This window comes from Schumannella luteola (assembly GCF_013408685.1).
Taxonomy (GTDB): Bacteria; Actinomycetota; Actinomycetes; order Actinomycetales; family Microbacteriaceae; genus Schumannella; species Schumannella luteola.
Genome location: NZ_JACBZY010000001.1, coordinates 1,853,213 through 1,878,595 on the forward strand (window position 1 = coordinate 1,853,213; position 25,383 = coordinate 1,878,595).

The 25,383-nt window shown below is 71.2% G+C and carries 32 protein-coding genes; 29 read left to right on the forward strand and 3 right to left on the reverse strand.

The window, feature by feature from the left end; genetic code table 11:
* Positions 1 to 147: 147 nt before the first annotated feature.
* The 3 genes from BJ979_RS08205 to BJ979_RS08215 are packed head-to-tail and all read left to right on the forward strand — an operon-like array spanning position 148 to position 3,454.
* Positions 148 to 507, forward strand: coding sequence for a YraN family protein (locus tag BJ979_RS08205; RefSeq protein ID WP_179566909.1), 360 nt, complete (start codon positions 148 to 150; stop codon positions 505 to 507).
* A complete protein-coding gene (locus BJ979_RS08210) occupies positions 504 to 1,991 on the forward strand; it encodes a YifB family Mg chelatase-like AAA ATPase (protein ID WP_179566911.1) in 1,488 nt (495 codons plus the stop codon). Before BJ979_RS08205 ends, BJ979_RS08210 begins: the two co-directional genes overlap by 4 nt.
* Before the next feature lie 2 nt (positions 1,992 to 1,993).
* Positions 1,994 to 3,454, forward strand: coding sequence for a recombinase family protein (locus BJ979_RS08215; RefSeq protein ID WP_179566913.1), 1,461 nt, complete (start codon positions 1,994 to 1,996; stop codon positions 3,452 to 3,454).
* Here the strand turns inward: BJ979_RS08215 and BJ979_RS08220 are convergent.
* Complete coding sequence (locus BJ979_RS08220; RefSeq protein WP_179566915.1) at positions 3,451 to 3,933, reverse strand: hypothetical protein; 483 nt, start codon at positions 3,931 to 3,933, stop codon at positions 3,451 to 3,453. The genes BJ979_RS08215 and BJ979_RS08220 overlap by 4 nt on opposite strands.
* Positions 3,934 to 4,496: 563 nt before the next feature.
* On the opposite strand from BJ979_RS08220, the gene BJ979_RS08225 reads away from it, so the two are divergent.
* The 13 genes from BJ979_RS08225 to BJ979_RS08285 all read left to right on the forward strand — a co-directional run bounded on the left by BJ979_RS08225 (position 4,497) and on the right by BJ979_RS08285 (position 13,965).
* Positions 4,497 to 4,676 (forward strand): hypothetical protein, encoded by a 180-nt coding sequence (locus BJ979_RS08225; RefSeq protein ID WP_179566917.1) that lies wholly within the window; start codon positions 4,497 to 4,499, stop codon positions 4,674 to 4,676.
* Positions 4,676 to 5,041 carry a hypothetical protein gene (locus BJ979_RS08230; RefSeq protein WP_179566919.1) on the forward strand — a complete coding sequence of 122 codons (366 nt, stop codon included), beginning with the start codon at positions 4,676 to 4,678 and terminating at the stop codon, positions 5,039 to 5,041. The genes BJ979_RS08225 and BJ979_RS08230 overlap by 1 nt, the downstream gene beginning before the upstream one ends.
* Positions 5,038 to 6,471 (forward strand): AAA family ATPase, encoded by a 1,434-nt coding sequence (locus BJ979_RS18135; RefSeq protein WP_179566920.1) that lies wholly within the window; start codon positions 5,038 to 5,040, stop codon positions 6,469 to 6,471. The genes BJ979_RS08230 and BJ979_RS18135 overlap by 4 nt, the downstream gene beginning before the upstream one ends.
* 22 nt (positions 6,472 to 6,493) lie before the next feature.
* Positions 6,494 to 7,177: a hypothetical protein gene (locus BJ979_RS08240; RefSeq protein ID WP_179566921.1), complete on the forward strand. Its 684-nt coding sequence runs from the start codon at positions 6,494 to 6,496 to the stop codon at positions 7,175 to 7,177.
* Positions 7,164 to 7,535 (forward strand): hypothetical protein, encoded by a 372-nt coding sequence (locus BJ979_RS08245; RefSeq protein WP_179566922.1) that lies wholly within the window; start codon positions 7,164 to 7,166, stop codon positions 7,533 to 7,535. The genes BJ979_RS08240 and BJ979_RS08245 overlap by 14 nt, the downstream gene beginning before the upstream one ends.
* Positions 7,528 to 8,193 (forward strand): hypothetical protein, encoded by a 666-nt coding sequence (locus tag BJ979_RS08250; RefSeq protein ID WP_179566923.1) that lies wholly within the window; start codon positions 7,528 to 7,530, stop codon positions 8,191 to 8,193. Before BJ979_RS08245 ends, BJ979_RS08250 begins: the two co-directional genes overlap by 8 nt.
* Before the next feature lie 166 nt (positions 8,194 to 8,359).
* Positions 8,360 to 8,584 (forward strand): hypothetical protein, encoded by a 225-nt coding sequence (locus BJ979_RS08255; RefSeq protein ID WP_179566924.1) that lies wholly within the window; start codon positions 8,360 to 8,362, stop codon positions 8,582 to 8,584.
* A complete protein-coding gene (locus tag BJ979_RS08260) occupies positions 8,581 to 9,267 on the forward strand; it encodes a tail fiber domain-containing protein (protein ID WP_179566926.1) in 687 nt (228 codons plus the stop codon). The genes BJ979_RS08255 and BJ979_RS08260 overlap by 4 nt, the downstream gene beginning before the upstream one ends.
* A gap of 113 nt (positions 9,268 to 9,380) precedes the next feature.
* Complete coding sequence (locus BJ979_RS08265) at positions 9,381 to 9,524, forward strand: hypothetical protein (RefSeq protein WP_179566928.1); 144 nt, start codon at positions 9,381 to 9,383, stop codon at positions 9,522 to 9,524.
* Between the two features lie 18 nt (positions 9,525 to 9,542).
* Positions 9,543 to 10,400: a hypothetical protein gene (locus BJ979_RS08270; RefSeq protein ID WP_179566930.1), complete on the forward strand. Its 858-nt coding sequence runs from the start codon at positions 9,543 to 9,545 to the stop codon at positions 10,398 to 10,400.
* Positions 10,401 to 10,502: 102 nt separating this feature from the next.
* A complete protein-coding gene (gene dprA / locus BJ979_RS08275) occupies positions 10,503 to 11,960 on the forward strand; it encodes a DNA-processing protein DprA (protein ID WP_179566938.1) in 1,458 nt (485 codons plus the stop codon).
* A 52-nt stretch (positions 11,961 to 12,012) separates the two neighbouring features.
* Positions 12,013 to 12,933 (forward strand): metallophosphoesterase, encoded by a 921-nt coding sequence (locus BJ979_RS08280; protein ID WP_179566940.1) that lies wholly within the window; start codon positions 12,013 to 12,015, stop codon positions 12,931 to 12,933.
* Positions 12,934 to 13,038: 105 nt separating this feature from the next.
* Positions 13,039 to 13,965, forward strand: a complete 927-nt coding sequence (locus BJ979_RS08285) for a tyrosine recombinase XerC (RefSeq protein ID WP_179566942.1) — start codon at positions 13,039 to 13,041, stop codon at positions 13,963 to 13,965.
* Between the two features lie 90 nt (positions 13,966 to 14,055).
* Here the strand turns inward: BJ979_RS08285 and BJ979_RS08290 are convergent, their stop codons facing one another.
* Complete coding sequence (locus BJ979_RS08290) at positions 14,056 to 14,586, reverse strand: M23 family metallopeptidase (RefSeq protein ID WP_179566944.1); 531 nt, start codon at positions 14,584 to 14,586, stop codon at positions 14,056 to 14,058.
* A 379-nt stretch (positions 14,587 to 14,965) separates the two neighbouring features.
* Between BJ979_RS08290 and rpsB the strand changes: the two genes are divergently transcribed.
* The 13 genes from rpsB (at position 14,966) to BJ979_RS08355 (ending at position 24,249) form a co-directional block, all read left to right on the forward strand.
* On the forward strand, positions 14,966 to 15,988 hold the full coding sequence (rpsB, locus tag BJ979_RS08295) for a 30S ribosomal protein S2 (RefSeq protein ID WP_179566946.1): 1,023 nt from the start codon (positions 14,966 to 14,968) through the stop codon (positions 15,986 to 15,988).
* Between the two features lie 47 nt (positions 15,989 to 16,035).
* Positions 16,036 to 16,863 (forward strand): translation elongation factor Ts, encoded by an 828-nt coding sequence (gene tsf, locus BJ979_RS08300; protein WP_179566948.1) that lies wholly within the window; start codon positions 16,036 to 16,038, stop codon positions 16,861 to 16,863.
* A gap of 111 nt (positions 16,864 to 16,974) precedes the next feature.
* Entirely contained in the window at positions 16,975 to 17,748 is a 774-nt protein-coding gene (locus BJ979_RS08305; protein ID WP_179566950.1) for a hypothetical protein, read from the forward strand.
* A 66-nt stretch (positions 17,749 to 17,814) separates the two neighbouring features.
* Positions 17,815 to 18,531 (forward strand): DUF6882 domain-containing protein, encoded by a 717-nt coding sequence (locus tag BJ979_RS08310; protein WP_179566952.1) that lies wholly within the window; start codon positions 17,815 to 17,817, stop codon positions 18,529 to 18,531.
* 94 nt (positions 18,532 to 18,625) lie between these two features.
* Positions 18,626 to 19,354 (forward strand): UMP kinase, encoded by a 729-nt coding sequence (gene pyrH / locus BJ979_RS08315; protein ID WP_179566954.1) that lies wholly within the window; start codon positions 18,626 to 18,628, stop codon positions 19,352 to 19,354.
* A gap of 13 nt (positions 19,355 to 19,367) precedes the next feature.
* Complete coding sequence (locus BJ979_RS08320) at positions 19,368 to 19,766, forward strand: hypothetical protein (RefSeq protein ID WP_179566956.1); 399 nt, start codon at positions 19,368 to 19,370, stop codon at positions 19,764 to 19,766.
* Positions 19,767 to 19,812: 46 nt separating this feature from the next.
* The gene (gene frr, locus BJ979_RS08325; protein ID WP_179566958.1) at positions 19,813 to 20,367 is read left to right on the forward strand and encodes a ribosome recycling factor; all 555 of its coding nucleotides are present in this window, start codon (positions 19,813 to 19,815) and stop codon (positions 20,365 to 20,367) included.
* 2 nt (positions 20,368 to 20,369) lie between these two features.
* Positions 20,370 to 21,371 (forward strand): phosphatidate cytidylyltransferase, encoded by a 1,002-nt coding sequence (locus tag BJ979_RS08330; RefSeq protein ID WP_179566960.1) that lies wholly within the window; start codon positions 20,370 to 20,372, stop codon positions 21,369 to 21,371.
* A gap of 71 nt (positions 21,372 to 21,442) precedes the next feature.
* Positions 21,443 to 21,988: a DivIVA domain-containing protein gene (locus BJ979_RS08335; protein ID WP_179566962.1), complete on the forward strand. Its 546-nt coding sequence runs from the start codon at positions 21,443 to 21,445 to the stop codon at positions 21,986 to 21,988.
* A gap of 73 nt (positions 21,989 to 22,061) precedes the next feature.
* Positions 22,062 to 22,718 (forward strand): aggregation-promoting factor C-terminal-like domain-containing protein, encoded by a 657-nt coding sequence (locus BJ979_RS17600; protein WP_343046644.1) that lies wholly within the window; start codon positions 22,062 to 22,064, stop codon positions 22,716 to 22,718.
* 57 nt (positions 22,719 to 22,775) lie between these two features.
* Positions 22,776 to 23,072, forward strand: coding sequence for a hypothetical protein (locus tag BJ979_RS08345; RefSeq protein ID WP_179566964.1), 297 nt, complete (start codon positions 22,776 to 22,778; stop codon positions 23,070 to 23,072).
* An 83-nt stretch (positions 23,073 to 23,155) separates the two neighbouring features.
* Positions 23,156 to 23,875, forward strand: a complete 720-nt coding sequence (locus tag BJ979_RS08350; protein ID WP_179570156.1) for an alpha/beta hydrolase — start codon at positions 23,156 to 23,158, stop codon at positions 23,873 to 23,875.
* Between the two features lie 68 nt (positions 23,876 to 23,943).
* The gene (locus tag BJ979_RS08355; protein ID WP_179566966.1) at positions 23,944 to 24,249 is read left to right on the forward strand and encodes a rhodanese-like domain-containing protein; all 306 of its coding nucleotides are present in this window, start codon (positions 23,944 to 23,946) and stop codon (positions 24,247 to 24,249) included.
* Between the two features lie 49 nt (positions 24,250 to 24,298).
* Here the strand turns inward: BJ979_RS08355 and BJ979_RS08360 are convergent, their stop codons facing one another.
* A complete protein-coding gene (locus BJ979_RS08360) occupies positions 24,299 to 25,342 on the reverse strand; it encodes an AI-2E family transporter (protein ID WP_179566968.1) in 1,044 nt (347 codons plus the stop codon).
* Between the last annotated feature and the right edge of the window lie 41 nt (positions 25,343 to 25,383).

Here is a 25,383-nt window from a genome sequence, read left to right on the forward strand (position 1 = left end):
CGCCGACAGCGGCGAGTCGACGTGGGCTCGGCTCGGCTCGGTCGGGTGCGGCGTTCGCCATCCCTCCCCAGGCGCCGTTCTCGCGGACTTCGCCGCATTCGCGACCACGTCGCCCCACGGCCCCGCCGCCCCCGTGAGCCTGGGCCCATGGCAGCGAAAGACGAACTCGGCCGGCGCGGCGAGCGCATCGCCGAAGAGCACCTGATCCGCAGCGGCATCCGCGTCGTCGACCGCAACTGGCGGTGCTCGATCGGCGAGATCGACCTGGTGGCCCGTGACGGCGACGACGTCGTCTTCGTCGAGGTGAAGACGCGGCGCGGCATCGGCTACGGACATCCGCTCGAGGCGATCACGCCGGTCAAGCTCGCACGTCTGCGACGGCTGGCGGGCGCGTGGTGCGCCGCCCATCCCGAGGTGCGCGGCGCCGTGCGGATCGACGCGATCGGCATCGTCGCCGCCCGCGACACGGCTCCGGTCGTCGAGCACCTGCAGGGGGTCTACCGATGAGCGTCGCGCGCACGCAGGCGATCGCCCTGCTCGGCATCGAGGGCGCCCTCGTCGAGGTCGAGGCCGACCTCCAGCAGGGTGCGCTGCCCGGCTTCTCGCTCATCGGACTGCCCGACACCTCGCTCGGCGAGGCGCGCGAGCGGGTGCGCGCCGCGGCGGCCAACTCGGGGCATCCGCTGTCGCCCCGCCGGATGACCATCAACCTCTCGCCCGCCTCGCTGCCGAAGCACGGCTCCGCTTTCGATCTCGCGATCGCGATGGCCGCGCTCGCCGCCGAAGGCGTCGTCTCGGCCGAGTCGGTCGAGCGGGTCGTGCACCTCGGCGAGCTCGGACTCGACGGGCGACTGCGTCCGGTGCCGGGGGTGCTGCCGGCGGTCCTCGCCGCGGCGCGGGCCGGGGTCGAGACGATCATCGTGCCGAGCGGCGACGAGTCCGAGGCCTCGCTCGTTCCGGGCATCCGCGTCATCGGGATGCCGAGCCTGCGCGAGGCACTGATCTTCCACGGGGCCGAGATCGAGAGCGAGCCGGTCGATCCGATCCTGCGCGCGGCACCGGGGTCGGCCGACGAGCCCGAGCGCGCCGTCGAGGCCCTCGACCTGCGCGACGTCGCGGGCAACGCCGAGGCGGTGGAGGCGCTGCGCATCGCGGCGGCGGGCGGACACCACCTGATGCTGCTCGGGCCTCCCGGCGCCGGCAAGACGATGCTCGTCTCACGACTCCCCGGACTGCTGCCCGATCTCAGCACCGAGCAGGCGCTCGAGGTCGGATCGCTCCGTTCGCTCTCGGGTCTCCCGCTCGGCGCTCAGCTGTCGCATCGGCCTCCGCTCGAGTCGCCGCACCACACGGCGACGACTGCCGCGATCGTCGGTGGAGGTTCGCGCACGATCCGCCCCGGCGCCGCGGCGCGCGCCTCTCACGGCGTGCTGTTCCTCGACGAGGCGCCCGAGTTCTCACCGGCGACCCTGGATGCGCTGCGGCAGCCGCTCGAGTCCGGCCGGCTGACCGTGCATCGGGCCTCGGCGACCGCGCACTTCCCGGCCGCATTCCAGCTCGTGCTGGCCGCGAACCCGTGCCCCTGCGGGCAGGCCGGATCGCCGGACGCCGACTGCGTCTGCTCGCCGATGGCACGGCGGCGCTATCTGCAGCGACTCAGCGGCCCGCTGCTCGATCGTGTCGACATCCGCCTGCGCGTGCACCGGGTCACGGCCGCGCAGCTGCGCCTCGCCGTCGACGAGCCGACCGTCTCGACCGCTGTCGCGCGCGACGCGGTCCTCCAGGCGCGCGACCGCGCACATCACCGACTCGCGAGAACCCCGTGGCGTCGCAACGTCGAACTGCCGGGCACCTGGCTGCGTTCCGGCGACGGCGCTCCCGCCGCCGGCGCGACCGCGCCGCTCGACCGTGCGCTCGAGCGCGGCGTGCTGAGCATGCGCGGCTACGACCGCGTGCTGCGCCTCAAATGGATTGCATCAGGACATACTTAGTTATGCCCATCTTCGACATCTACGCGCGCCAGTCCCTCGACGTCAAAGAGGGCATCACTCGGCAGATCGAGCGATGCACCCAGCTCATCGAGGCCCGCGGCGGCACGGTCGGCGAGATCTACCGCGACAACGACACGAGCGCGAGCAAGGTGCGCGGCCCGAAGACCGCCTGGGGCCGGATGCTCGACGCGGAGCCGCGCCCGCTCGTCGCCGTCGACCTCGACCGACTGCTGCGCACCGTCGCCGACCTCACCACGATCATCGGCACCGGCCGCAAGGTGGTCACGGTCGACGGCGAGATCGACCTCACCACCGCGGACGGCGAGTTCAGGGCGACGATGCTGGCGGGTATCGCTCGATTCGAGGTGCGACGCAAGGCCGAGCGCCAGCGTCGCGCGAACGGCCACCGCCGCGGCCTCGGCATCCCCGCCGGCGGGCGGCGCGCGTTCGGGTACACCCGCCTCGAGAGCGGAGCGGCGACGGTCACGGCGACGCGACAGGGCGCGGACGGGCGCGAGTTCCCCGCCTACGGTCACGAGCCGCTCGAGCCCGAGGCGAGCGCCGTGAGGCAGGGCTACGACCTCCTGCTCGCCGGGGCGACGCTGCGCTCGATCGCGCGGGCATGGAACGACGCTGGGCTGGCGACGACGGTCGGACACGCGTGGGAGCCCTACGCCGTGCGCGGGGTGCTGGCGAGCCCTCGCTACGCCGCGCTCGTCACCCCGCCCCGGGCCGCGACGGGCGGGCAGTCCGCCGCTCACAACCTCGGCCTCGCCGATCTGCCTGTCGGGTCGTGGGAACCGCTCGTGAGCCCCGAGACGTGGGCGGCGGCGCGCGACCTCCTGAGCGACCCAGGGCGACGCAGCAACCCAGGCGGGATGCCGAAGTCGCTTCTGTCCGGGATCGCCGTCTGTGGCGTCTGCGGCGCCCCGATGAAGGCGGGCATGGTGCGCAACATCCTCGTCTACCGGTGCGGCGCGTCGCCCCACCTCGCACGCAAGCGCGCCGACGCCGACCACTACGTCACCGAGGTCGTCATCGAGCGCCTGAGCCGCCCGGATGCCGCGGACCTGCTCACGAGCCGGGATGCGCCCGACGTGGATGCGCTCCGGCGCGACCTCCGCGAGGCGCAGCAGGGCGAGGCGAACGTGCTCAGCATGGTCGCGCGCGGGCTGACGTCGATGCGCGCGGCCGAGGCGTCACTGCGCGACGTGCGCAAGCGGATCGGCGAGCTCGAGGCGGCGATGAGCGACGCGGGGAAGGTGGACGTGCTCGGGCCGCTCGTGTCGGCGGGCGACGTGCGCACGGTCTGGCAGGCGCTCGACAGCGACCGTCAGCGCGCCGTCGTCAAGGCGCTCATGACGCTCGAGCTGCGCTCGCCGGGGAAGGGCTCACGCGCACCCCGCGACGGCGCCGCCCGCCTCGCGCACACGGCGGCGACGGTCGGGATCACCTGGCACTAGGCGTCCGGCACCTCCGCGCCCAGCCGCGCGAAGTCGTTCTCGTTCATGTGTAGCTCGGCGCGCAGGTTGATCAGCTCGACCCGCAGCGCTCGGCGATCTGCCTCGGCGTCGAGGTGCTCACGAGGCGCGGTGCCGCTTGCCCGGAGTGTCATCGCGTGCAGAGAAGAGATCATCAGCGACGCGTCGGCCTTCCGGATCTCTTCCTGCACGCCGAGCATCTGAGCCTGGATGCGCTGCCGCTTGGCCGTCAGATCATCGACGTCCGCCCTGCGATTCCGCTCGACGGCGACGCGGGCGCGGCGCACGCCGGGGATCGCGGTGAGTCCGACCGCGACGCCGCCGGCCGCGAGCGCGAGGCCGCAGATCACCACGACGTCGCCGACGCTGCGGTTGTCGACCAGGGCCGGGATGCCGGCGAGCGCGGCCACGGCGAGCCCGATCGTCAGCAGCGTGATTGCGACGGTCATGCGCGCGGTCATGGCCCGAACCTATCGGCCCGAGTTACGTAGCACGACGCATCGGGAACGCTGCATTCGGTGGGCGTAACTCGCTGCCCTCAGAGCGCGTTAGTGCGACGCATCGGGCGGCCTTAACGATTGTCCCGGACAGAGGACAGGTGTCCCGGGACAGCCGTGTCGTCTGTCCGTCCTGTCCTGGGGTCTATATCCCAGGACAGAGGACAGGCCGGCGGGGCCACGATCTGCGAGGGGAGCGATGCGCGCTCGCGGCGCCACCGGTCAGGGTCACGGAACGGCGCGTATCAATCCGCGATCGGCGCACCGTCCTCCGCCTGCCCGAGATACCAGGGGAGGACCCTCTCAGACGTAGTTGCCAGCAACTAGGAAATGAGAAATATCCGGAAAGAGTGGCGCGACTTAACGACCCCGTGCTAAACCTGGTCTCGCCCTACCCGTGAGTCGTTGCGGATGGGCCGCGGGAAACCGCCGAATCTGCATCGAAGCAGAGAGCGCATCGAGGGCAACGGGTATCGGGCGCAGCCGACTGTGAACGTCGGGTTCCACCTCAATCGAGGGAACTCGTCATGTCCGTCGCCATCCCCGCCCCGACGCCGCTCACCGCCGACGAGCGCGCCGTCATCGCCCGTGTCGTCGACCAGGCGCCGCCGCTCACCGAATCCACCCGCTCGCGCCTCAGCGCCCTCCTGCGCCAGCCTGACGGCTTCGCCGAGGCCGCCCGCGCCGCGTTCCGGGGTGAGCGCTGATGGCCGCCGAGAAGGACCTGCAGCGCTCCCTCGCCGGACTCTCGCGCTGGGCGACGAAGACCCCCGAGCAGCGCGCCGAGCACATGCAGATGATGCGCGACAAGAAGGCCGAGAAGGACGAGGCCAGGCGCAAGGAGCTCGAGGCTCGAGGCGAGGTCGTCAAGCCGCGCCGTCGCGACAGCCGCCGGGATCGGCCGATGGCGCCGCTCAGGGATCTCTTGCCGCTGATGGCCGAGATCCAGGTCGAGCGGGAGACGGCCGGCCTCCCCGCCCTCAGTCAGGAAGCGCTCATGCGCGACGCCTCGCTGCGCATCCGTCGCGCGATCGCCGAGTCGACGCTCAAGGCGCTCAAGGACGACAAGTGACATCGGTCAGCGACGCGGCGATGGCGGCGACCTTCCATGACGACGCCCTCGTCATGCTGGCCGAGGCGCGGGACGCGAGCGACAAGAAGCGCCGCAAGGCCGCGACCGGCGCGGGCCGCCTCCTGGGCTACTCGGCTCAGGTGAGCCCTGTCGACGGCACCGCGGAGCGCACGCGTCGCCGATTTCGCATCGAGGCGCTCGCGGCGGCCGGTATCGACGAAGAGACGCCGAGCGCCCAGCGCGACGCGTTCCTGACCCGCTTCGACCGCAACGTGGCGAAGGGCGCGGGCATGGCGGCGGACTCGGACGAACCGCCCGAGCTCGCAGCCATCGACCACAGTCGGGTCGAGTACTACCGGCGCGACGCGATCGAGCGCAAGCTCGGGCAGAGGGCTGCCGAGCAGTCGCTGCTCGACGCCGAGCGTGGAGCGACGGATGCACCGACCTACGTCGACGTCGCCGCGCTTCTCGACGCGGGCTTCCAGGCCATCGAGCCCGATGCCGGCGGGATCCGCTCAGACGGTGTGCGCCTGCTCTACTCAGGCACCGTCAACGGTCTCGTCGGTGAGAGCGAGGTCGCGAAGAGCATCGCGGCGACGTGCATGGTCGCTGACGAGCTCAGCCGCGACGGCTCCGCAGGGTGGATCGACCTCGATCACAACGGCGCAGCGGCGACCGTCGCCCGGTTCGTCGCCGCCGGTGTCGCCCCGGGCGTGCTGCGCGACCCTTCTCGCTTCCGGCTGGTCGTGCCCGAGTCGCGCGCCGCCGTGCTCTCCGCGATCGAGGATGCAGCCGGCTGGTCGCCCACCATGGTCGTGATCGACAGCGTCGGCGAGATCGTCCCGATGTTCGGCGGTGACTCGAACAGCGCAGACGACTACACCCGCGTGCACCGCGAGGTCTTCGCCCGCCTCGCCGCGACCGGCGCGGCCGTGCTCGTCATCGACCATCTCGCGAAGACCGCCCTCTCGACCGGCTACGCCTCCGGAACCGGCGCGAAGAAGCGCGCGATGGATGGCGCCTACTACGGCGTCAAGCTCGTCGAGCCGTTCCGACCCGGCGAAGGCGGCGCATCGGCATTCACGATCCTCAAGGACCGTCACGGCGGCGTGCGAGCGAAGACGCCCGGCGAGACCGCCGCCGTGTTTCGCCTCGACAGCCGCAGCGATGCATGGACGTGGGAGTTCTATCCCGGTCGCTCTGCCGATGAGCGCAGCGCCGACCAGCTCTCCGCCGACGTCGCTTTCGTGCTCGCCCTCGATTCTTTCCCCGCCTCTCGAGCCGCGCTACAGGGCGCCGTGCGCGACGCCAGCTCGGACGGCAAGGCATGGAGCAATGAGCGCGCGAGCGCCGCTCTCAAGGCCGCCAAGGAGCGCCAGGGAGCCGGCCCGTACACCTTCCCCCTGTCGGGCACCGAGTCCGATGACTGACCACCCACGAAAGGACCGCACCATGACCCGCTTCCGCACTTCCAACCGATTCGAGGGCGACCGCTACTCGGTCGACTTCATCGACACCACCGGCATCGAGGCCGTCGACAAGGCCGCCACCGAGCACCGCGCGATCGACGCGCGATACAAGGAGGCGAAGCGCGCCCGCGACGCTGCGCTCAAGGACGTCGCCGGGGCCAAGGATCGCCTCGTCGCACAGGCCGCCGAATACGGCCTCAAGAAGGGCGAGCTCCCGAAAGACATTCGCAAGGGTGTGAAGACCGCGAAGGAGGCCGCCGAGGAGGGGCAGCTGCGCGTCGACGCGCTCGCCGAGATGGTTCGCACGTCCTGGACTCGCCTGGTCGCGCACATCGAGGCCAACGAGGACGCGCTCGCCACGGCCGCGCGTGAGAAAGGCGAGCAGTCGCTGCAGCGCATGGCCGCGGCGCGCGAAGCGTTCTCTTCCGCCGCACGCGAGGCCGAACTCAGCTACGGCCTCCTCGGCATGTTCTACCGGGGCCGCATCGACGGACTGCAGCCGATCCTCGCCGAGCTGCCGAAGTCGCAGCGGAAGATCTCGACCGATGAAGCGCTGACGCAGATGGGCAAGGCGGTCGGCTTCGCCAACCTCGACCTCGAGGTCGCGCGACGCGGCACCGGACCCACCCGCGACGAGGTCGAGGAGATCAGCGATGGGGAAGCGTAAGGGCGCCGAGGTCGTCGACCCGCGCATTCGGGTCGAGCAGGCCGTGCGCGCGGTCATGATGCGACGCGAGGGCGCCGACTACGCCGACATCGCGACGGAGCTGCGCATCAGCGAGGCCGAGGCCGCGGAGATCACCCGCGTCGGGTACGGCCGGCTCGCCGCGCAGACCGCCGACGAGCTGCGCATCGAGGTCGAGGACAGGCTCAACGGCCTGCTGCGCCGCGCGCACCTCGATCTCAGGTTCGCCGACTCCCAGAGCGCTCGAACGGCGCTCTACCGGACGATCCTCGCCATTGAGGGGCGACGAGCTCAGCTGCTCGGACTCGACCTGCCGAAGGCCGGCACCGGCGATGAGTGAGCGCCGGCCGCGCCGGTCCGACTTCGACCTGCTCGGGGACTACTACGCGGCGCTGCTCGGCTGGATCCAGCGCCGGCACCCCGACGACCAGATCGCCCGCATCCGCCGATTCGAGAAGGCCGAGAAGAAGGAGGCCGCCATGCCCGTAGAGCGCAAGGCCAAGGCCAAGCCCGTCACCCGCCACGACCGCGAGGTCGCCGAGGCGCTGACCCAGATGTTGGCGCTCGAGCACACCGCCGCCGGTGACCCGACCGAGGAGGCCGAGCTGCGGCGTCGGCACATCGCGAACCGGACCTCGAGACGCTATGCGAAGGCCACGGCGAAGTGGGCACGCCGGTCGAGTGAACCGGCATGGCGCGCTCGCTGGCGCGACGAAGCCGAGTACGTCGTGTTCGTGGTCCGCGGCGGCAAGAAGGGTGAGGCGAAGCGCGAGCGCAAGGAAGAGCGGCAGCTCGCGAAGAAGCGGGCGGAAGACGAAGCGTATTGGGCGGCGCGCAGTCGCCCGGACGACGAGCCGGAGGCGCGATCGACCGCCGCGTCGCCGGGCCGTCTCGAGCGCGAGTTCGGCGACCTGGCTCCCGAGCCCGACCAGCCCCGCCGTCGCCGGCGGGCGGGGATCGTCGCCGTCTACAACCGCCACGGCGACCGGATCGGGTGATGGACACCCCGACCGCGCCATGGCGCCTCACGACGTGCTGCGAGCCCGGATGCTCGGCGCCGGTCGACAAGCCTCGCAGTCGAGTTCGCTGCGCTGAGCACTACTCCCCGCCCGTCTACGGGCAACCCGAGAAGTTCACGACCCCCGCACCGAAGAAGGAGACACCATGACGAAGAACCTCAAGGCCCGCGCCCGTCAGCTCGAGGCGGAGCTGCGCTCCCGTCGCGACGCTCGCTCCGACACTGAGCGCCAGATCGACGCCGCCCGCGGCATCAACGGGCGCCCGGCCGAACCGGAGTACAAGCCCGAGGCCGAGTGGACGACGACGGAGCGGCAGCTCCACGCACACCGCGGCATCCGCCCCGTGATCAATCCCGAGGGGGAAGCATGAGCCGCGTCGTAGACCCGCGCACGCCGGTCGACCCGACCAATCGCATGGCGACCGAGCTCGCGGCGATCAAGCGCCGGCTCGACCTGCTCGAGGCCCCGACCGGCACGAGCGTCTATCAGACCGTCGCCAAGCTCACGCAACTCGTCTCGAACATCCAGGCGCAGCTGGACGCCTACAACGCCGCGCGCTACACCAACGCGCAGATCGACGCGCGGATCGCCAGCCCCGGCGCCATCGCGCCGACCACCGTGACGGCATCGGGCGACGTGGTCGTCGGCGGTCAGCTTCGGGCGCCGGATGCCGTCGCCTTCAACATCACGGGAGCGCGGCGCACAGCGTGGCTCGAGGATGCGACGGGTCGCCTGGGCTACTCGCCGTCGTCCGAGCGCGTGAAGCAGGACATCGCGCCGGCCGCGATCGACGTCGGCGCCGTGCTCGCGATCGAGCCGTCGTCGTGGCGATACCGCGAGCAGGTCACCGAGGTGGGCGACGCCGCCGCGATCGAGGTCGGCGTCATGGCCGAGGCCGTCGCCGCCGCGGGCCTCGAGTTCGCGGTGCTGCGCAACGGCGACGGCGAGGTCGAGGGCGTCGAGTACTCGCAGCTGGTCGTCGCCCTCCTGGCCGTCGTGCGCGAGCTCGACCGGCGCATCAACCGCGTCGCGTCCGGGAACGTGCGTTTGTAGACCCTCGGGGCGCGTGTCTAGCCCGTCCAGCCCACGCGCCCCGAGACCCCGGCCGGCATCCGGTCGGCGAAGGCCCTCGCCTATCCAGCGGGGGCCTTCGGCATGATGGGCGCATGAGCGACGACGACCCGCACAACCCGGTCGACCTGTTCGCCGACTCGGCCGCGCCGAATTGCCAGCGGTGCCTCATGCCGATGGAGCCCGACGACGGCGCCTGGTCGTGGCAGTGCCCGGACTGCGGAGCTGTGCAAGCCTAGAACTCGTACGATGCTCAAATGTCGACGTACCCCCGTCAATTGGTTCCTGGCACGAACATCGGCGATTGGTCAGAGCGCAAGTACACGCGCGGCTTGGAGCATCTGTCGGAGTTGGCGAGACGGGTTGAGGAGTACCACGCTGGGCAGCCCCTGTGGGCGCACTCCGAACTAACGCCGGACAGAATGGCACTCGAAACCCGCCTGCGAATCAGAACGCCCCCGCCGATCGGCGAGCTGGCGCTGATCTTGGGCGACGCGGTGCACAACTTTCGCGCCGCCTTCGACGCGGTGGCATGGGAGATGGCGACGCTCGATGGTGCCGTGCCGGAGCGCGAGACGCTCGTGAAGTTCCCCGTGACCAAGACCCTCGCCGACTTCAAGAACTGGACGAAGCAGACGCCGACCATCCCGGACGTGATGCGCGCTCGAATCGGCAATCTCCAGCCGCACAATGAGTCCGACCCCGACGCGATTTCGTTGCTGCCGTTTCTGCATGAACTCGACATCACCGACAAGCATCGGACCGCGATCGCCGCGCGGATGGCGCCGATCGAAGCGGAAATGCAGACGGTGCTCGCGCTCGAAGCTGGTCAGGTGCTCGAACAGATGCACCCGATTGTGTTGCCCCCTCTCGAGGACGGCGCAGTGCTGATGAAGGTCGTATCGGATCGGCCGATCGCGTCCGCGGAGGACACACCAATGCCGGTGCGTGCGGTGTTCATCGCCGAGAATCGCGCCGGCCAGGGGATCAACCTGGAAAGTGCGACGGAATTCCTCACGAGAGGCGTTCGGGTCGCCCTCGACCTGCTGTACACCGGCGCCGTGGCAATCGCCACGAGCGAGCAGAGCGAAGCGGGCTTGCGACCTACGCCCTGACTCTATGCAGTTGCTGGCCTGGACGATCGCCGACCTCGACGGCGTCGAACGACCCGGTGCCGACCAGATCGGCCGTGCGCTCCACCTGCGGCAGGCCGCCGCATGAGCGCGCTCGGCATCTCGAAGGCCGCGATCGCCCAGCTCGTGCGCGGCGTCGTCGACGAGCGGGTGCTCGCAGACGCCGTGGAGGCCGGCACGCGTCGCGCGAGAAGCGACGAAGCCGATCACGCCGACCGCACGGAGTGGTCGGCCCTCGAGGAGCGTTTCGCCCGCGGGGTGTGGAGCTGCCTCGTCGAACCGGGCGACCGGGTCGCGGGGATGCTGATCGCCGCGCTCGGTGCGCCGACGGCGCTGCGACCGCTCATCGATGAAAGCGGGGCCGACGGCTGGATACGGCTGCTCGCCGACCGGGCGGACTCGACCGATGACCCGACTGGCGCCGCGACAGCGCTGCTCGCGCAGGAGACCGACGAGGACAGGCCGTCCGAGGGGAGTTCCGGCGCCGCCTCGGTCCGGCTCGCGTCCGAGCTCGCGGCGGCGGCGGAGCGCTGGCGCCCGCGTTTCGCGACGCGCCCGGTCGAGATCGCGTTCCGGCAGGCCGAGCGCTTCGGCACTCAGCTGGTCGTGCCGGGAGACCCGGACTGGCCGGCGCGCCTCGACGATCTCGGCCCGCACGGCCCGGTCGCGCTCTGGGCCCGCGGGGATCGCGGGGTGCTCACGCGCCTCGACGATTCGATCGCGCTCGTCGGCGCCCGCGCGGCGACCGGCTACGGCGAGCACGTGACCGCCGAGGCCTCCGCCGGCCTGGTCGACCGCGGCTACGCCGTCGTCTCCGGTGCGGCCTACGGCATCGACGGCGTCGCGCATCGGGCCGCGCTCGCCTCCGGCGGCGACACTGTCGCCGTCCTCGCTGGTGGTCTCGACCGCTTCTACCCCTCCGGGCACGAGGCGCTGCTGCAGCGGATCGTCGAACGCGGGGTGGTCATCGCCGAGGTCCCAGCCGGCTCCGCGCCGACCAAGTGGAGGTTCTTGCAGCGCAACAGGTTGATCGCGGCGCTCAGCGCCGCGACGGTGATCGTCGAGGCGGGGCGCCGGTCGGGATCGCTGAACACCGCGGGCCATGCGGCTGAGCTCGGTCGCCCCCTCGGCGCGGTGCCGGGGCCGGTCACGAGCACCGCCTCGGCGGGATGCCATCGGCTGCTGCGCGACTACGGCGCCACCTGCGTGACGAACGCCGACGAGATGGCCGAGCTCGCCCCGCACTCCGGCGCGGGGAAGCAGGCGGATGCGGCCGACCCGAGCGCTGGCGACGGATGCGAGCAGCCGGCACGACCGCGCACCGAAGGCCCATCCGCCGCGCGGCGTTCGCCCGATCCCGACGGGGCGACCCTGCGCGTCGTCGACGCCTTGGCGCCACGCGCGGCCCGGACGGTGCTGCAGCTCGCGACCGCGAGCGGGCTCGCGCCCGACCGGGTGCGAGCCGTGCTCGGGCTGCTCGAACTGGAGGGCGACGTGCGGCAGGCGGGAAGCGGATGGGTGCGCGTCAGCGGCCGTCGCTAGGGTGGCGGCGTCGCCGGCCGAACCGCGTCCGGCACTCGACGCAGGAGGACTCGTGGTCCGACTCGGCCAGCATCCGGCACCGCGGCACACGATCGCGCACATCAGCGACACGCACTTCCTCGACGGAGCTCGCCCGCTCTACGGCGCGCTCAGTTCGGAGACGACACTGCAGCGCGCGCTGGATCAGCTCGAGGGCTCGGGCCTCGACATCGAGGCGATCGTCTTCACCGGTGACCTCGCCGACCTCGGCGAGAGCGACGCGTACCAGCGGCTGCGCTCGATCGTCGATCCGGTCGCCGAGAGGCTCGGCGCCCAGATCGTCTGGGTCATGGGCAACCACGACGAGCGCGAGCCCTTCGCCCGGCACATGCTCGACGCCGAGCCGAGCACGGCCCCGCAGGACGCCGTCTACGACATCGGCGGGCTGCGCATCATCGCGCTCGACTCCACCGTGCCCGGCTACCACCACGGCGAGATCAGCGCCGAGCAGCTCGACTGGCTGCGCGGCGTGCTCGCCGAACCCGCGCCGCACGGAACGCTGCTCGCACTTCACCACCCGCCGATCCCGTCGCCGGTCGAGCTCATGGCGATCCTCGAGCTGCAGGACCAGCCGGCGCTCGCCGAGGTGCTGCGCGGCACCGACGTCATCGGCATCCTCGGCGGCCACCTGCACTATTCGACCCACTCCACCTTCGCGGGCATCCCCGTCGCCGTCGCCGCGGCCACCTGCTACACGATGGATGTGCTGGCTCCCGTCGGGTCCCTCAGCGGCGTCGACGGCGGGCAGTCGGTGCACCTCACCCAGGTCTACGACGACCGCGTCGTGCACTCGATCGTGCCGATCGGCTCGCCGCCGCAGGTCTCCGGCTTCGGCGATCGTGTGCTCGAGCGTCTCGCCGCGCTCACCCCCGAGGAGCGGCGCGAGGCCTTCTCGAACAAGAAGTCCGTCTGGAAGCTGCCGCCCGAGAACTGAGCGCTCACCGCCGCGGCACGGGTGCAGCCTTCTGCTGCGCCCGCTGCTGCGCCTCGCGCGGCGAGGCACTCGCGCCGTGACAGCGGTGCGCGTCAGCATGTCCCCATGCGACTCGACCCGGCGATCGACGCCTACTTGCGGCACCTCGCCGCCGAGCGCGCCTACAGCGACCACACGATCGCCGGCTACGGGGCCGACCTGCGCGCCCTGGCAGCGCACGCCGAGCAGCGCGCGGCCGACGAGGTCGAGCACCTCGACCTCGAGCTGCTGCGCGACTGGCTCTGGGCCTCGACGCAGGCCGGGCTCGCCAAGTCGACGCTCGCCCGCCGTGCCGCATCCGCTCGCGGACTCACCCGCTGGCTCCACATCACCGGAGCGCTCCCCGTCGATCCGGGCGCACGGCTGAAGTCGCCGCGCCGCGACAGTCGCCTCCCGCGCGTGCTCGGACGGGAGCAGATGGATCGCCTGCTCGCCGGCCTGGCCGTGCGCGCCGCGGACGGCGACCCGGCCGCCCAGCGGGATCTGGCCGTCGTCGAGCTGCTGTACGCCTCCGCCCTCCGCGTCAGCGAGCTCACCGGGCTCGATCTCGGCGACCTCGATCTCGAGCGGCAGACCGTGCGCGTGCTCGGCAAGGGCGCGAAGGAGCGCGTCGTGCCCGTCGGCCTGCCCGCTCTCCGCGCGCTGACCACCTGGCGAGACGACGGGCGTGAGCGCGTCCTCGCCTCAGCGAGCGAGAGCGCCGGCGCCGACGCCGAGCGCGCCGTCTTCCTCGGCTCGCGTGGCCGCCGACTCGGCGTGCGCGCCGTCTACGAGCTCGTATCCGGGCTGCTGGCCGAAGTGCCGGGGTCGGGCCCTGCCGGTCCGCATGCGCTGCGGCACACCGCCGCGACGCACCTGCTCGACGGCGGAGCCGATCTGCGCGCCGTGCAGGAGATGCTCGGGCACGCCAGCCTCGGCACCACTCAGATCTACACGCACGTCTCGGCCGAGCGGCTCCGCCAGGTCTACGCGCAGGCGCACCCGCGCGCCTGACCCATCGCCGTCGAGCGCCCGCCTCGAGACGGCCGATGCCGTCGAGCTCGCGCCGATGTCCATGACGCCGCCGCGGTCACCGAACACCCGTCATCCGCCGCCCATCGGCAGCAGTACCGCCCGCGGAACGCCGCCCAGCCACAGCAGCGGCGACACGTACTCGCCGTCGACCCGCACGCCGAGATGCACGCAGGCGCCGGGGGAGCAGTGCCCCGGCTGGAGGGTTCCGATCACCTGACCGCGCGTCACGGTGTCGCCGGCCGCGACGGCCGGCTCGACCGGCTCCATGCTGCTGAGCACCCCGCCGCCGTGATCGATCGACACGAGCGGCCGATCGACGACCACCCCGGCGAAGTGCACGATGCCGTCGGCCGGCGCCAGCACGGGCGAGCCGGCGGGCGCGCCGATGTCGATGCCGCGGTGCCCCGCCGAGTAGGGCGTCGGCGGTGCCTGGAACGGCTCGACGACCGGATGCGGCGCAGCCACCGGCCATAGCCACGCGCCCGTCACGGCGACGGCGGCGAGGGCGCGCAACAGGCGCCCGACGCCGCGCGCCGTCGCCGTCGCCGCCGGGCGCGATCCGATGACGCTCGAGAACGCACGACGCGCGAGGATGCTCATGCGCACAGAATGCGTCGCTCGGGCACCGCGCTCGGAGCCGCCGCGAGCATCCGTGCAGAACGCCCCCTGACCAGGGGTTGGGGAGGAGAGCCGCGGCCCGTTCCCGGTCGGCCGGCGCGCGTCCGCGATGCTATGCTGACCCCTGCATCCCGACTTCGGGGTGACTTCGCGCGCCCAGAGCGCCGCGGCACCGGCTCCCTCTCGACGGTCTCCGTCCGAGCAGAGCCGCGAGCAGCGGTGCGGCATCGCATCCATCAGTCTCCGATCCGTCGGAAGCGGATGCGCGCCGGGCGCCAGGGATCGAGCCGTCGGCTCGATCGACAACTGAGAACGCGCGAGCGCGGCCCTGGGCCGTGCCCGCCAGAGAAGGAGAACGGCCATGGCCGTCGTCACCATCCGCCAGCTGCTCGACAGCGGCGTGCACTTCGGACACCAGACCCGCCGCTGGAACCCGAAGGTGAAGCGCTTCATCCTCACCGAGCGCTCGGGCATCCACATCATCGACCTGCAGAAGTCGCTCGGCTACATCGACAAGGCCTACGACTTCGTCAAGGAGACGGTCGCCCACGGCGGCACCGTGCTCTTCGTCGGCACGAAGAAGCAGGCGCAGGAGTCCATCGCCGAGCAGGCGACCCGCGTGGGCCAGCCCTACGTCAACCAGCGCTGGCTCGGCGGTCTGCTCACCAACTTCCAGACGGTCTCCAAGCGCCTCGCGCGCATGAAGGAGCTCGAGGAGATCGACTTCGACGACACCACCAAGGGCTTCACCAAGAAGGAGCTCCTGATCAAGAAGCGTGAGCTGGACAAGCTCCACAAGACGCTCGGTGGTATCCGCAACCTCACCAAGACCCCCAGCGCGATCTGGGTCGTCGACTCGAAGCGCGAGCACCTCGCGATCGACGAGGCGACGAAGCTCGGCATCCCGGTGATCGGCATCCTCGACACCAACGCCGACCCCGACGAGCTGCAGTACCCGATCCCGGGCAACGACGACGCGATCCGCTCGGTGGGCCTGCTCACCCGCATCATCGCCGACGCCGCCGCCGAGGGTCTCGTGCAGCGCCACCAGGCTCCCGCGGCCGAGGGCAACGTCTCGGCCGTCGAGCCGCTCGCCGAGTGGGAGCAGGAGCTGCTCGCCGCCAGCGAGACCCCCGCGTCGACCGCTGAGAAGATCGAGGCCGTCGACCAGGGCGCCGACGCCGCCGAGAAGGTCGCCGAGGTCGTCGAGGCCGAGGCTCCCGTCGCCGAGAACGACGCCGACGCCGCTGCCGAGGCCGACCTCGCCGCTCAGGCCGACGAGACCGTCGTCGCCGAGCACGCTCCGGAGTCGGACGAGGCCGCCGAGGCCCGCATCGAGGCCGAGGCGACCGAGGCCGAGAAGAAGCCGGCCGCGAAGAAGTAGTCCGGGCGTTATCCGCCTGTTCATCACGACTGAGTAAGGAATAGTCCATGGCCAACTTCAGCCTGGAAGACGTCAAGATCCTGCGCGAGCGCCTCGGCACCGGCATGGTCGACACCAAGAACGCCCTGGTCGAGGCCGAGGGCGACATCGAGAAGGCGGTGGAGATCCTCCGCCTCAAGGGTGCGAAGGGCAACGCCAAGCGCGCTGACCGCTCCACCAGCGAGGGCCTCATCGCCGTCGTCGAGAGCGCGACCGCCGTCACCCTGATCGAGCTCGCCTGCGAGACCGACTTCGTCGCCAAGAACGACAAGTTCGGTGCGCTGGCCGAGAAGGTCGTCGCCGCGCTCGCCGACTCGGGCGCCGAGACCGTGGATGCCGCTCTCGCGGTGCCCGCGGAGGGTGGCACCGTCGGCAGCCTCATCGAGGAGCAGGCCGCGACCATCGGCGAGAAGATCGAGCTGCGTCAGGTCGCTCGCATCGCCGGTGACAAGTTCGCCGTCTACCTGCACCGCACCTCGAAGGACCTGCCGCCGCAGATCGGCGTCGTCGTCTCCTACACGGGTGACGACGCGGAGACCGCGCGCAGCATCGCCCAGCACATCTCGTTCGCCGCTCCGACCTACCTCTCCAAGGACGAGGTGCCGGAGGCCGACGTCGCCAACGAGCGTCGCATCGTCGAGCAGATCAGCCGCGAGGAGGGCAAGCCGGAGGCCGCCCTGCCGAAGATCGTGGAGGGTCGCCTCGGCGCCTACTTCAAGCAGGTCGCCCTGCTCGAGCAGGACTACGCCCGCGACAACAAGCTCTCGGTCAAGAAGGTCGCGGAAGACGCGGGCCTGACCGTGAACGGCTTCGCCCGTTTCAAGGTCGGCGCCTGAGCTAGCCGCCTCAGAGGGCCCGGATGCTTCGGCATCCGGGCCCTCTGCATTTCCAGGCCACGGGCGCGACGACAGCGCGACGACGAGGATGCGACGGGTTAGCCTGGATCGGTGAGCGACCCTCAGTCCGGTTTCGGCTATCCGCGTCAGCAGTCTCCGCAGGACCCGTACCGGGGAGCGTCGCAGCAGGATCCGCACGGCCCAGCGCAGCGGAACCCGCATGAGGTGCCGGCGCAGGATCCGAACGGCGGCTACGGATACGGCGGGCCCCCGCCGCACGTCGCCGGAGCGCAGGCGTGGTCGCCGGCGGCGGCACCCGGCTACTATCCGAGACCCGCACCACGTCGTCGCGGTCTCTCCACGGGCGGCGTGCTGGCGATCGTCTTCGGCTCCGTCGGGCTCCTGCTCGTCGCCGGCGTGGTGCTCGTCGCGATCGTCATCGCCGGGGTGATCCAGGGCGAGACGAGTCGTCCCGCAGCCGCGCCGACCTCCGATTCCAGCACGGGCGCCTACGACCTCGTCGAGCGGCCGGCCTACGCCGCCTACGTCACCCGCGTGAAGGAGATGACGAAGAAGTACTCCGATGCGCGCGCCGACGGCAGCATCCACCAGTGGGTGCCGGCGACGCAGGCCGGCGACGACTACGCGACCGCCTTCGTCTACATCCTCACCGACAAGGAGGGCGCGACCCTCTTCGCGGCCACCGGCATCACGACCGACGACGACCCGGCCGTGCTGGACGCGATGATCGCCGCCGACGACGCCGATCTCACCGAACTCGAGCGACGCTTCCTCGCGGGGGAGGCGCTCGGCACGAAGGTCACCATCACGCGCCCGAACGGCAGCACGTTCTCGTATGACGGGAACGCAGGCCCGAACGGCTGAGTCGCAGGCGCATCCCGGCCGGGTGCATCCCAGCCCTCGTCCGCCGACGCGCTCTAGGGTGGCGCCATGACGCGCTCCGCTGCTCTCTCCGCACTCATCGCCGATGGCGTGTTCCTCGCGCACGAGGCGCAGCTGCAGATCGTCGACCGCTTCGGCGACCACGAGCACTGGGATGTCGACCTCGCGACCCGGCAGTTCCGCTTCACCGGCCCGACGCCGGCGACCCTGTCGCTGCAGCTGCTCGGGTCAGCCGCCCCCGGCCCGCGCAGCTGGCTGTGGGGCTGGGCGAACCCGTCGGGCTACTCGCCCGCGATCGTGGGCGCGGCGACCGCTGCGCGGCAGCTGGGCGAGCGCTTCCGCATCCCCGAGCTGGTCTCCGGCGAGGTGATGTTCGACGACCCCGCCCCGGCGGGGGAGCCCGAGCCCGGCTACCAGCTCGGCTGGGACCTCTCGATCGCGGCGCGCGTGGCGAGCGGGGTCTGGTTCGGCTACAGCGGGCGGGTCGAGGGCGGCACGCGCGTGTGGATGCTGCTCGAGGGTCTGGCCTTCGATCTGCCCTCGGCGCCGCGGGTGCTGCGGGTGATCGGGGAGGGGCTCGGCACGACGACGGTCGGCGATCACCGCCGCGCGCTGGCCAGCTACACGACGCTGCGCGGAATCCCCTTCGACGGATTCCGGCTGACGCTGCCGGATGGCGTGATCACGGTCGAGTTCGATCAGCTGGGCCGCATCGCGCGGCTCAACGGCACCGCCGTTCCAGGGCCGGCGCCCGCCTCCGCCTGAGCCCGCTCGCGGACCGCGGTCGGACCCGTGAGCGCCGGGTGCACGGGCGCGGTCGGGTAGCCTGGACCGACCCCTGACGGAAGGAACCCCCGCGATGACCGATCGCCGACGCCGCGTGCTGCTCAAGCTCTCCGGAGAGGCGTTCGGCGGTGGTTCCCTCGGGGTGAACCCGGATGTGGTCTCGGCCATCGCGAAGGAGATCGCTGCGGCGACGACCGACCCCGACGAGTCGAAGCGCGTCGAGGTCGCCGTGGTCGTCGGCGGCGGCAACTTCTTCCGCGGCGCGGAGCTGAGCCAGCGCGGCATGGACCGCGGCCGCGCCGACTACATGGGCATGCTGGGCACCGTCATGAACGCCCTCGCCCTGCAGGACTTCCTCGAGCAGGCGGGCGCCGCGACGCGCGTGCAGTCGGCCATCCAGATGACCCAGGTCGCCGAGCCGTACATCCCGCTGCGCGCCGAGCGCCACCTCGAGAAGGGCCGCGTCGTGATCTTCGGCGCCGGAGCGGGACTGCCCTACTTCTCGACCGACACCGTCTCGGCGCAGCGCGCGCTCGAGATCGGCGCCGACGAGGTGCTCGTGGCGAAGAACGGCGTCGACGGCGTCTACACGGCCGATCCGCGCATCGACCCGACGGCGACCAAGATCGACGCGATCAGCTACCAGGAGGCGCTGCAGAAGGGCCTCAAGGTCGTCGACTCGACCGCCTTCAGTCTCTGCATGGACAACCGGATGCCGATGCACGTCTTCGGCATGGAGCCGGCCGGCAACGTCACCGCGGCGGTGCGCGGCGAGCGTCTCGGCACGCTCGTCACGGCCTGAGTCGATCCCCGCCGTGGCACGCCGCGACGAGGTCTTCCCGTTCAAGGCCACCCACGACCCCGAGAAGGAGCGTCGCGAGCGCGGCCCGCTGCTGCACGGCGACGTGGCCCTGTCGATCCTGCTCGTCGTCATCGGCGCGGCCGGCGTGGGCATCGCGATCGCGCTGGCGCTCGTCGAGGCCGCGCTGACCAGCGGAACGGCGGATGCGCAGTCGCCGACTCTGCTGGTGGCGATCGCGCTCACCGTGGTCGGCCCGGCGCTGAGCTGGGCTATCGGCTCGCTGCTCGTGCTGATCCGCGCCGTTCGCCGTCAGCGCGCCTGGCGCGTGGCGCTGATCTCGCTGATCGTCTCGCTCGTGACCGGATCGGTCGGCACGGTGTGGTGGGCGGCGCAGACCGGGGTTCTCTCGTGACACGACCACTAGGCTTGACCGACGGTATCTGCGAAGGAGTGCACCCGTGATCAGCGACGTACTGGCCGAGGCCAAGGACAAGATGCTCAAGGCCGTCGAGGTCGCCAAGGACGACTTCTCGACGGTGCGGACGGGCCGCGCGAACCCCGCGCTGTTCGAGCGCATCAACGTGGAGTACTACGGCACCCCGACGCCGCTGCAGCAGCTCGCGAGCCTGCAGAACCCCGAGGCGCGCACCATCATCATCACGCCCTACGACAAGACGGCCCTCAAGGACATCGAGAAGGCCATCGTCGCGTTCCCGAACCTCGGCGCCGCTCCGTCGAACGACGGCAACATCATCCGCGTCACCATGCCGGAGCTCACCGAAGAGCGTCGCAAGGAGTACGTGAAGCTCGCCCGAGCGAAGGGCGAGGACGCGAAGGTCGTCGTGCGCAACCTGCGCCGCAAGAGCAAGGACGACCTCGATGCGCTGAAGAGCGAGGTCGGCGACGACGAGGTGGCCCGCGCGGAGAAGGAGCTGGAGGCGATCACGAAGACCCACATCGACGCGATCGACGAGGCCCTGAAGCGCAAGGAAGCCGAACTGCTCGAGGTCTGAGCATGTCCGACGACGACCACTCCGCCCCGGACCACTCCGGCGAGCCGAAGCGCCACTCGCGCGCCGAGTTCGAGGCGAAGGCGCGGGCGAACGTCGCCGAGTTCGAGGCGCAGGTGCGGGCGACGCGCGCGCAGTTCGAAGAGGCGAACGCCCGCATCGAGGCGCGCGCGGGGCGCAACCTGCCCTTCGCGATCGGCGTGGGCATCCTGCTCGGCGGGCTGCTCATCGTCAGCCTGATCATCCTCAAGTGGCTGTTCATCGTCTTCGCGGCGGTGCTGGTGGCCTTCGCGATCTTCGAGCTCGGCACGGGGCTGCGGCATGCGGGACGGGATGTTCCGCGCGTCGCCTCGATCGTGGTCGGCGTCGCGGTCATGCCGGTGGCGTTCTTCTTCGGCGTCGAGGGGCTGTGGCTCGCGACGCTCGCCGCGATCGCGCTCGTGAGCCTCTACCGGCTGGTCGAGGTCGCGACCGGTCGGGGGAGGGTTCCGGCCCGGGCCGTCATCCAGGACCTGGTCGCGGGCGCGTTCATCCAGCTCTACGTGACGTTCCTCGCCGGCTTCCTGGTGGTGCTGACGCACGAGCAGCACGGCGAGTTCTGGACGCTGACGTCGATCATCGTGGTCGTCGGCGCCGACATCGGCGCGTACCTGTTCGGCGTGCTGTGGGGCAAGCACCTCATGGCGCCGAAGATCAGCCCGAAGAAGACCTGGGAGGGCTTCGCCGGCGCGGCGCTGTTCTCGGTCGTCGCGGCGATGCTGCTCGCCTGGCTGATGCTCGGCGTGCCGTTCTGGGTGGGTATCCCGCTCGGCGTGCTGCTGCTGCTCACCGGCACCGGCGGCGACCTGGTCGAGTCGCTGATCAAGCGCGACCTCGGCATCAAGGACATCTCGAGCTGGCTGCCCGGCCACGGCGGATTCCTCGACCGGCTCGACTCGATCCTGCCGTCGGCGGCGATCGCCTACGGCGCCTTCCTGGTCGTGACGAAGCTGGGGCTCGCCGGCTGATCCGTCAGCACCGCTCCGGTCGTCGACGCATGCTCCCAGGCTGCGCGACGCCTCCGCCCTAGACTGTGCGGGTGAGCTCGACCTTCCCGCACGCCCGCCGGTCGCGTCTCGGCTACGACGTCGACGAGGTGGAGCAGTTCCTCGGCGACGCCCGCAGCTCCTACCTCGGCGAGCCGGGGTCGCGTGAGCTGAACTCCGACGACATCCGCACGACCGGCTTCACGCTGCGCAAGGGCGGCTACGCGACCGAGCACGTGGATGCGGCGCTCGCCCGTCTCGAAGACGCCTTCGCGGGGCGCGAGAAGCAGAAGGCGCTCGCTTCCGACGGCGAGGGGCATCTGGTCACGGCCCGCGACCGCGCGCAGGAGATCCTCGACCGCCTCGTGCGCCCCCGGCATCACCGCTTCCGCCGCGTGAGCCTGTTCACGGTCGGCTACTCCGCCGTCGACGTCGACGCCTTCGTCGATCGCGTCGCCGCCTATCTGCAGGGCGGCGAGGCCGTGACGGCGGATGAGATCCGCGAGGTCGCGTTCCGTCCGCGCCGCGGCGGCTACGACGAGACCCAGGTCGACGTCGTGCTGGATGCGATGGTCGACGTGATCCTCGCGGTGCGCTGAGCGCTCCTCAACCTGGCGAACCCCTGAACCGGGCTGGGCGCGGGCAGGGGTGCTCGGGTAAGGTCGTTGGATCGTGAGCAGTTCCCGGAGTACCTCTGCGCCCGGCGCGCTCGCTACCCGACCCCGCTTCGACACCTCGGTGGCCATCCCGCGGCACATCCGTCGCCGCCACTCGCTGCCGCTGTTCGCGGGTCTCGCGACGCTCGCCTTCGTCCTCGTCTCGATCGTCGATCCCTACAGCGGGGCCTACGCCTCGGCCACGGTCGCGCCCGGCCACGACAGTCGGCTCCAGACCTACCAGGCGGGCACGGCCGCCGCGTCGTCGACGCAGCGTGACAGCTACCAGGTGATCAAGCCGCAGCCGGTCGCCCCGCCCCCGTCCGCCGCGAAGGGCGGCGGCGCCGCTCCCGCAGCGGGCACGCCCGATCCGGGCAGCGCCAAGGCCATCGGACACGACATGGTCATGGCGCGTGGATGGGGCGAGGGCGAATACGACTGCCTCGTCTCGCTGTGGAACAAGGAATCGCACTGGAACGTCTACGCCCACAACAAGGGCAGCGGGGCCTACGGCATCCCGCAGGCGCTTCCCGGGTCGAAGATGGCGAAGTTCGGCGCCGACTGGGAGACCAACCCGGCGACCCAGATCGCCTGGGGACTGGAGTACATCACGGGGCGCTACGGCACCCCCTGCGGCGCGTGGGGCAAGAGCCAGGCCTCCGGCTGGTACTGACCGTATCCCTGATCGCCGCCGGGCACCTGCCGGGTGCGTCTGCGTAGACTCGATCGCATGCCCCGCTCGAACCGTCCGCGCCAGCGTCGCGCGGAGGAGAGCAAGCCGCTCGACATGAATCGCGTGCTCGGCGGATTGCGTCGCGTCGAGACGAAGCGCGATGGCGAGTGGAACGTGCAGCCGCAGTCCGCCGGCGCCGCCGTGAAGATCTACACCTGCCCCGGCTGCGGCGGCGACATCGCCGAGGGCATCGCCCACCTGGTCGCCTGGCGCGCCGACGGCATCATGGGCGAAGCCGACGACCTGGCTGCCCGCCGGCACTGGCACAGCCGCTGCTGGAGGATCCGCGCATGACCGACCCGACCACCGCTCCCACTGCTCCCGCCGCTGCGGCAGGAGAGGGCGCCGCACCCGCCGTTTCGAGCGCGGGGGAGCGGATCGAGATCCGCGGCAGCGTCGACCTGCCCGCCCGGCGCGAGGATGTGGTGCTGCGCACCGACGACGGCCTCGAGCTCGTCGGCGAGCTGGCGCTGCCGGCATCGGCCGCGCCGGTCGGCACGCTGCTCTTCTTGCACCCGCTGCCGACCGCCGGCGGCTTCATGGACTCGCACATCGTGCGCAAGGCGTCGGGTCGTCTGCCGGCGCTCGCCGACCTCGCGGTGCTGCGCTTCAACTTCCGCGGGGTCAGCTCGCCGCGCGGCACCTCGCAGGGCTCCTTCGGCGACGGCGTCGACGAACGGCACGACCTCGCCGCGGCGCTGCGCCTCGTCGCCGGGCGCGGCCTGCCGACGCCGTGGCTCGTCGGCTGGTCGTTCGGCACCGAGGTGCTGCTCAAACACGGCCGGGATGCCGACATCGCGGGCGCGATCCTGCTGTCGCCGCCGCTGCACCGCACGAGCGACGCCGAGCTGGCCCGCTGGCGCGACTTCCCGCATCCCCTCGTCGCTCTCGTGCCCGAGCACGACGACTTCCTGGGGCCCGCTGAGGCGGCCGGTCGCTTCGCGATCGTGCCGAACCTCGAGCTGGTCGCCGTCGAGGCGGCGAAGCACCTCTGGGTGGGCGAGAAGCAGACCTCCCGCGTGCTGAGCGAGATCGTGCAGCGCGTGAACCCGGCGGCGCTGCCGCTGCCGACCGAATGGCCGCCGGCCGCGGCCTGAGCCGCCGCGCGGTCGTCTGAGCCGCCGCATCCCGCCACCCCGACCCCGTGACCGAAGAGGAGAACCCCGTGCGCAGCATCACCGTGCAGCAGCTGTCCGAGCTCGACGCCCCGAGCGTCGTCGATGTGCGCGAGCCCGACGAGTACGCCGCCGTGCACGCCGTCGGGGTGATCCCGATCCCGATGCAGACGGTGCCCGAGCGGCTCGACGAACTGCCCGAGGGCACCATCCACCTGATCTGCAAGTCGGGCGGTCGCAGCGGCCGCGTGGCCGCCTACCTCGAGCAGCAGGGCTACGACGTCGTCAACGTCGAGGGCGGAACCGACGCCTGGGTCGCCGCCGGCCTGCCGACCGAGTCGGGCGCCTCCGCCTGAAGCCGGCGGTTCCGTCGGGAACCGATGGCGACGGCCTGTCGGAGCCGCGCTAGAGCTCGTTCTGGCGCGGGATGATGACCTGCTTGACGATCAGCAGGGCCGACGCCGCCACGGGGATCGCGATGAGCGCCCCGAGGATGCCGAGCAGCGATCCGCCCGCCAGCGCCGCGATCACGACCACCGCACCCGGCACCTTCACGGCGCGGTTCATGATGTTCGGGCTGAGCACGTAGGCCTCGACCTGCATGTAGATCACGTAGTAGATCGCCACCGCGATCACCGACGGCGAGCCGTTGAACAGCCACACCGCGAGCGTGATCACGACCGAGCCCGAGATCGTTCCGACGAGCGGGATCAGCGAGAACAGGAACGCGATGAAGGCGAGCAGCGCCGAGTACTTCGCGCCGACGATGAAGGTCAGGAAGACGAAGCTGAGGATGCCGTTGCAGAGGCCCAGCGCTACCTGGCCGACCACGTAGCGGCCGACCGAGGCGGTGATCTGCTCGGAGATGTCGATGAAGCGCTCGCGCTTCGTGGCCGGCACCAGCTGGTAGAGGCCGCGCTTGATGCTGGCGAGCGAGGCGACGAAGTAGAGGGTCAGGATCAGCACGATCAGTCCGCCGAAGGCGCCGTTCGCGATCGTGAAGATGGTGCTGAACGCGGCGCCGGTGATGCCGCCGAGGTTCTTGGTGAGCTCGTTCTGCACCGTAGTGAGCGTGTCTTCGTAGCTCAGCCAGGGGAGGGTGGCCTCGAACCACTTCTGGAACTCGTTGTTCTCGAAGGCCTTCACGATCGACGGGATCTGATCGATCAGGGTGCCGATCTGATCGCTGACGACCGGGATGATCGCGAAGACGAGACCGGCGAAGATGCCGAGGATCACGATCAGCACGATGAGGATCGCCAGCCAGCGCGGCAGCTTGCGTCGCTCGAGGAACGAGACCGCGGGGTCGATGCCGAGAGCCAGGAACAGCGCCGCACCGATGTAGGTGATGATCGTCGCGAGCGACGAGATCGATGCTCCGATGAGCAGCGCGAGCAGCACGCCGAGCCCGCCGAAGAGACCGAAACGGAAGGCGTTCTGGATCTTCATGGGCACTCCTTCGGGGCGGGCGAGTCGGTCGCCGTGGCGAT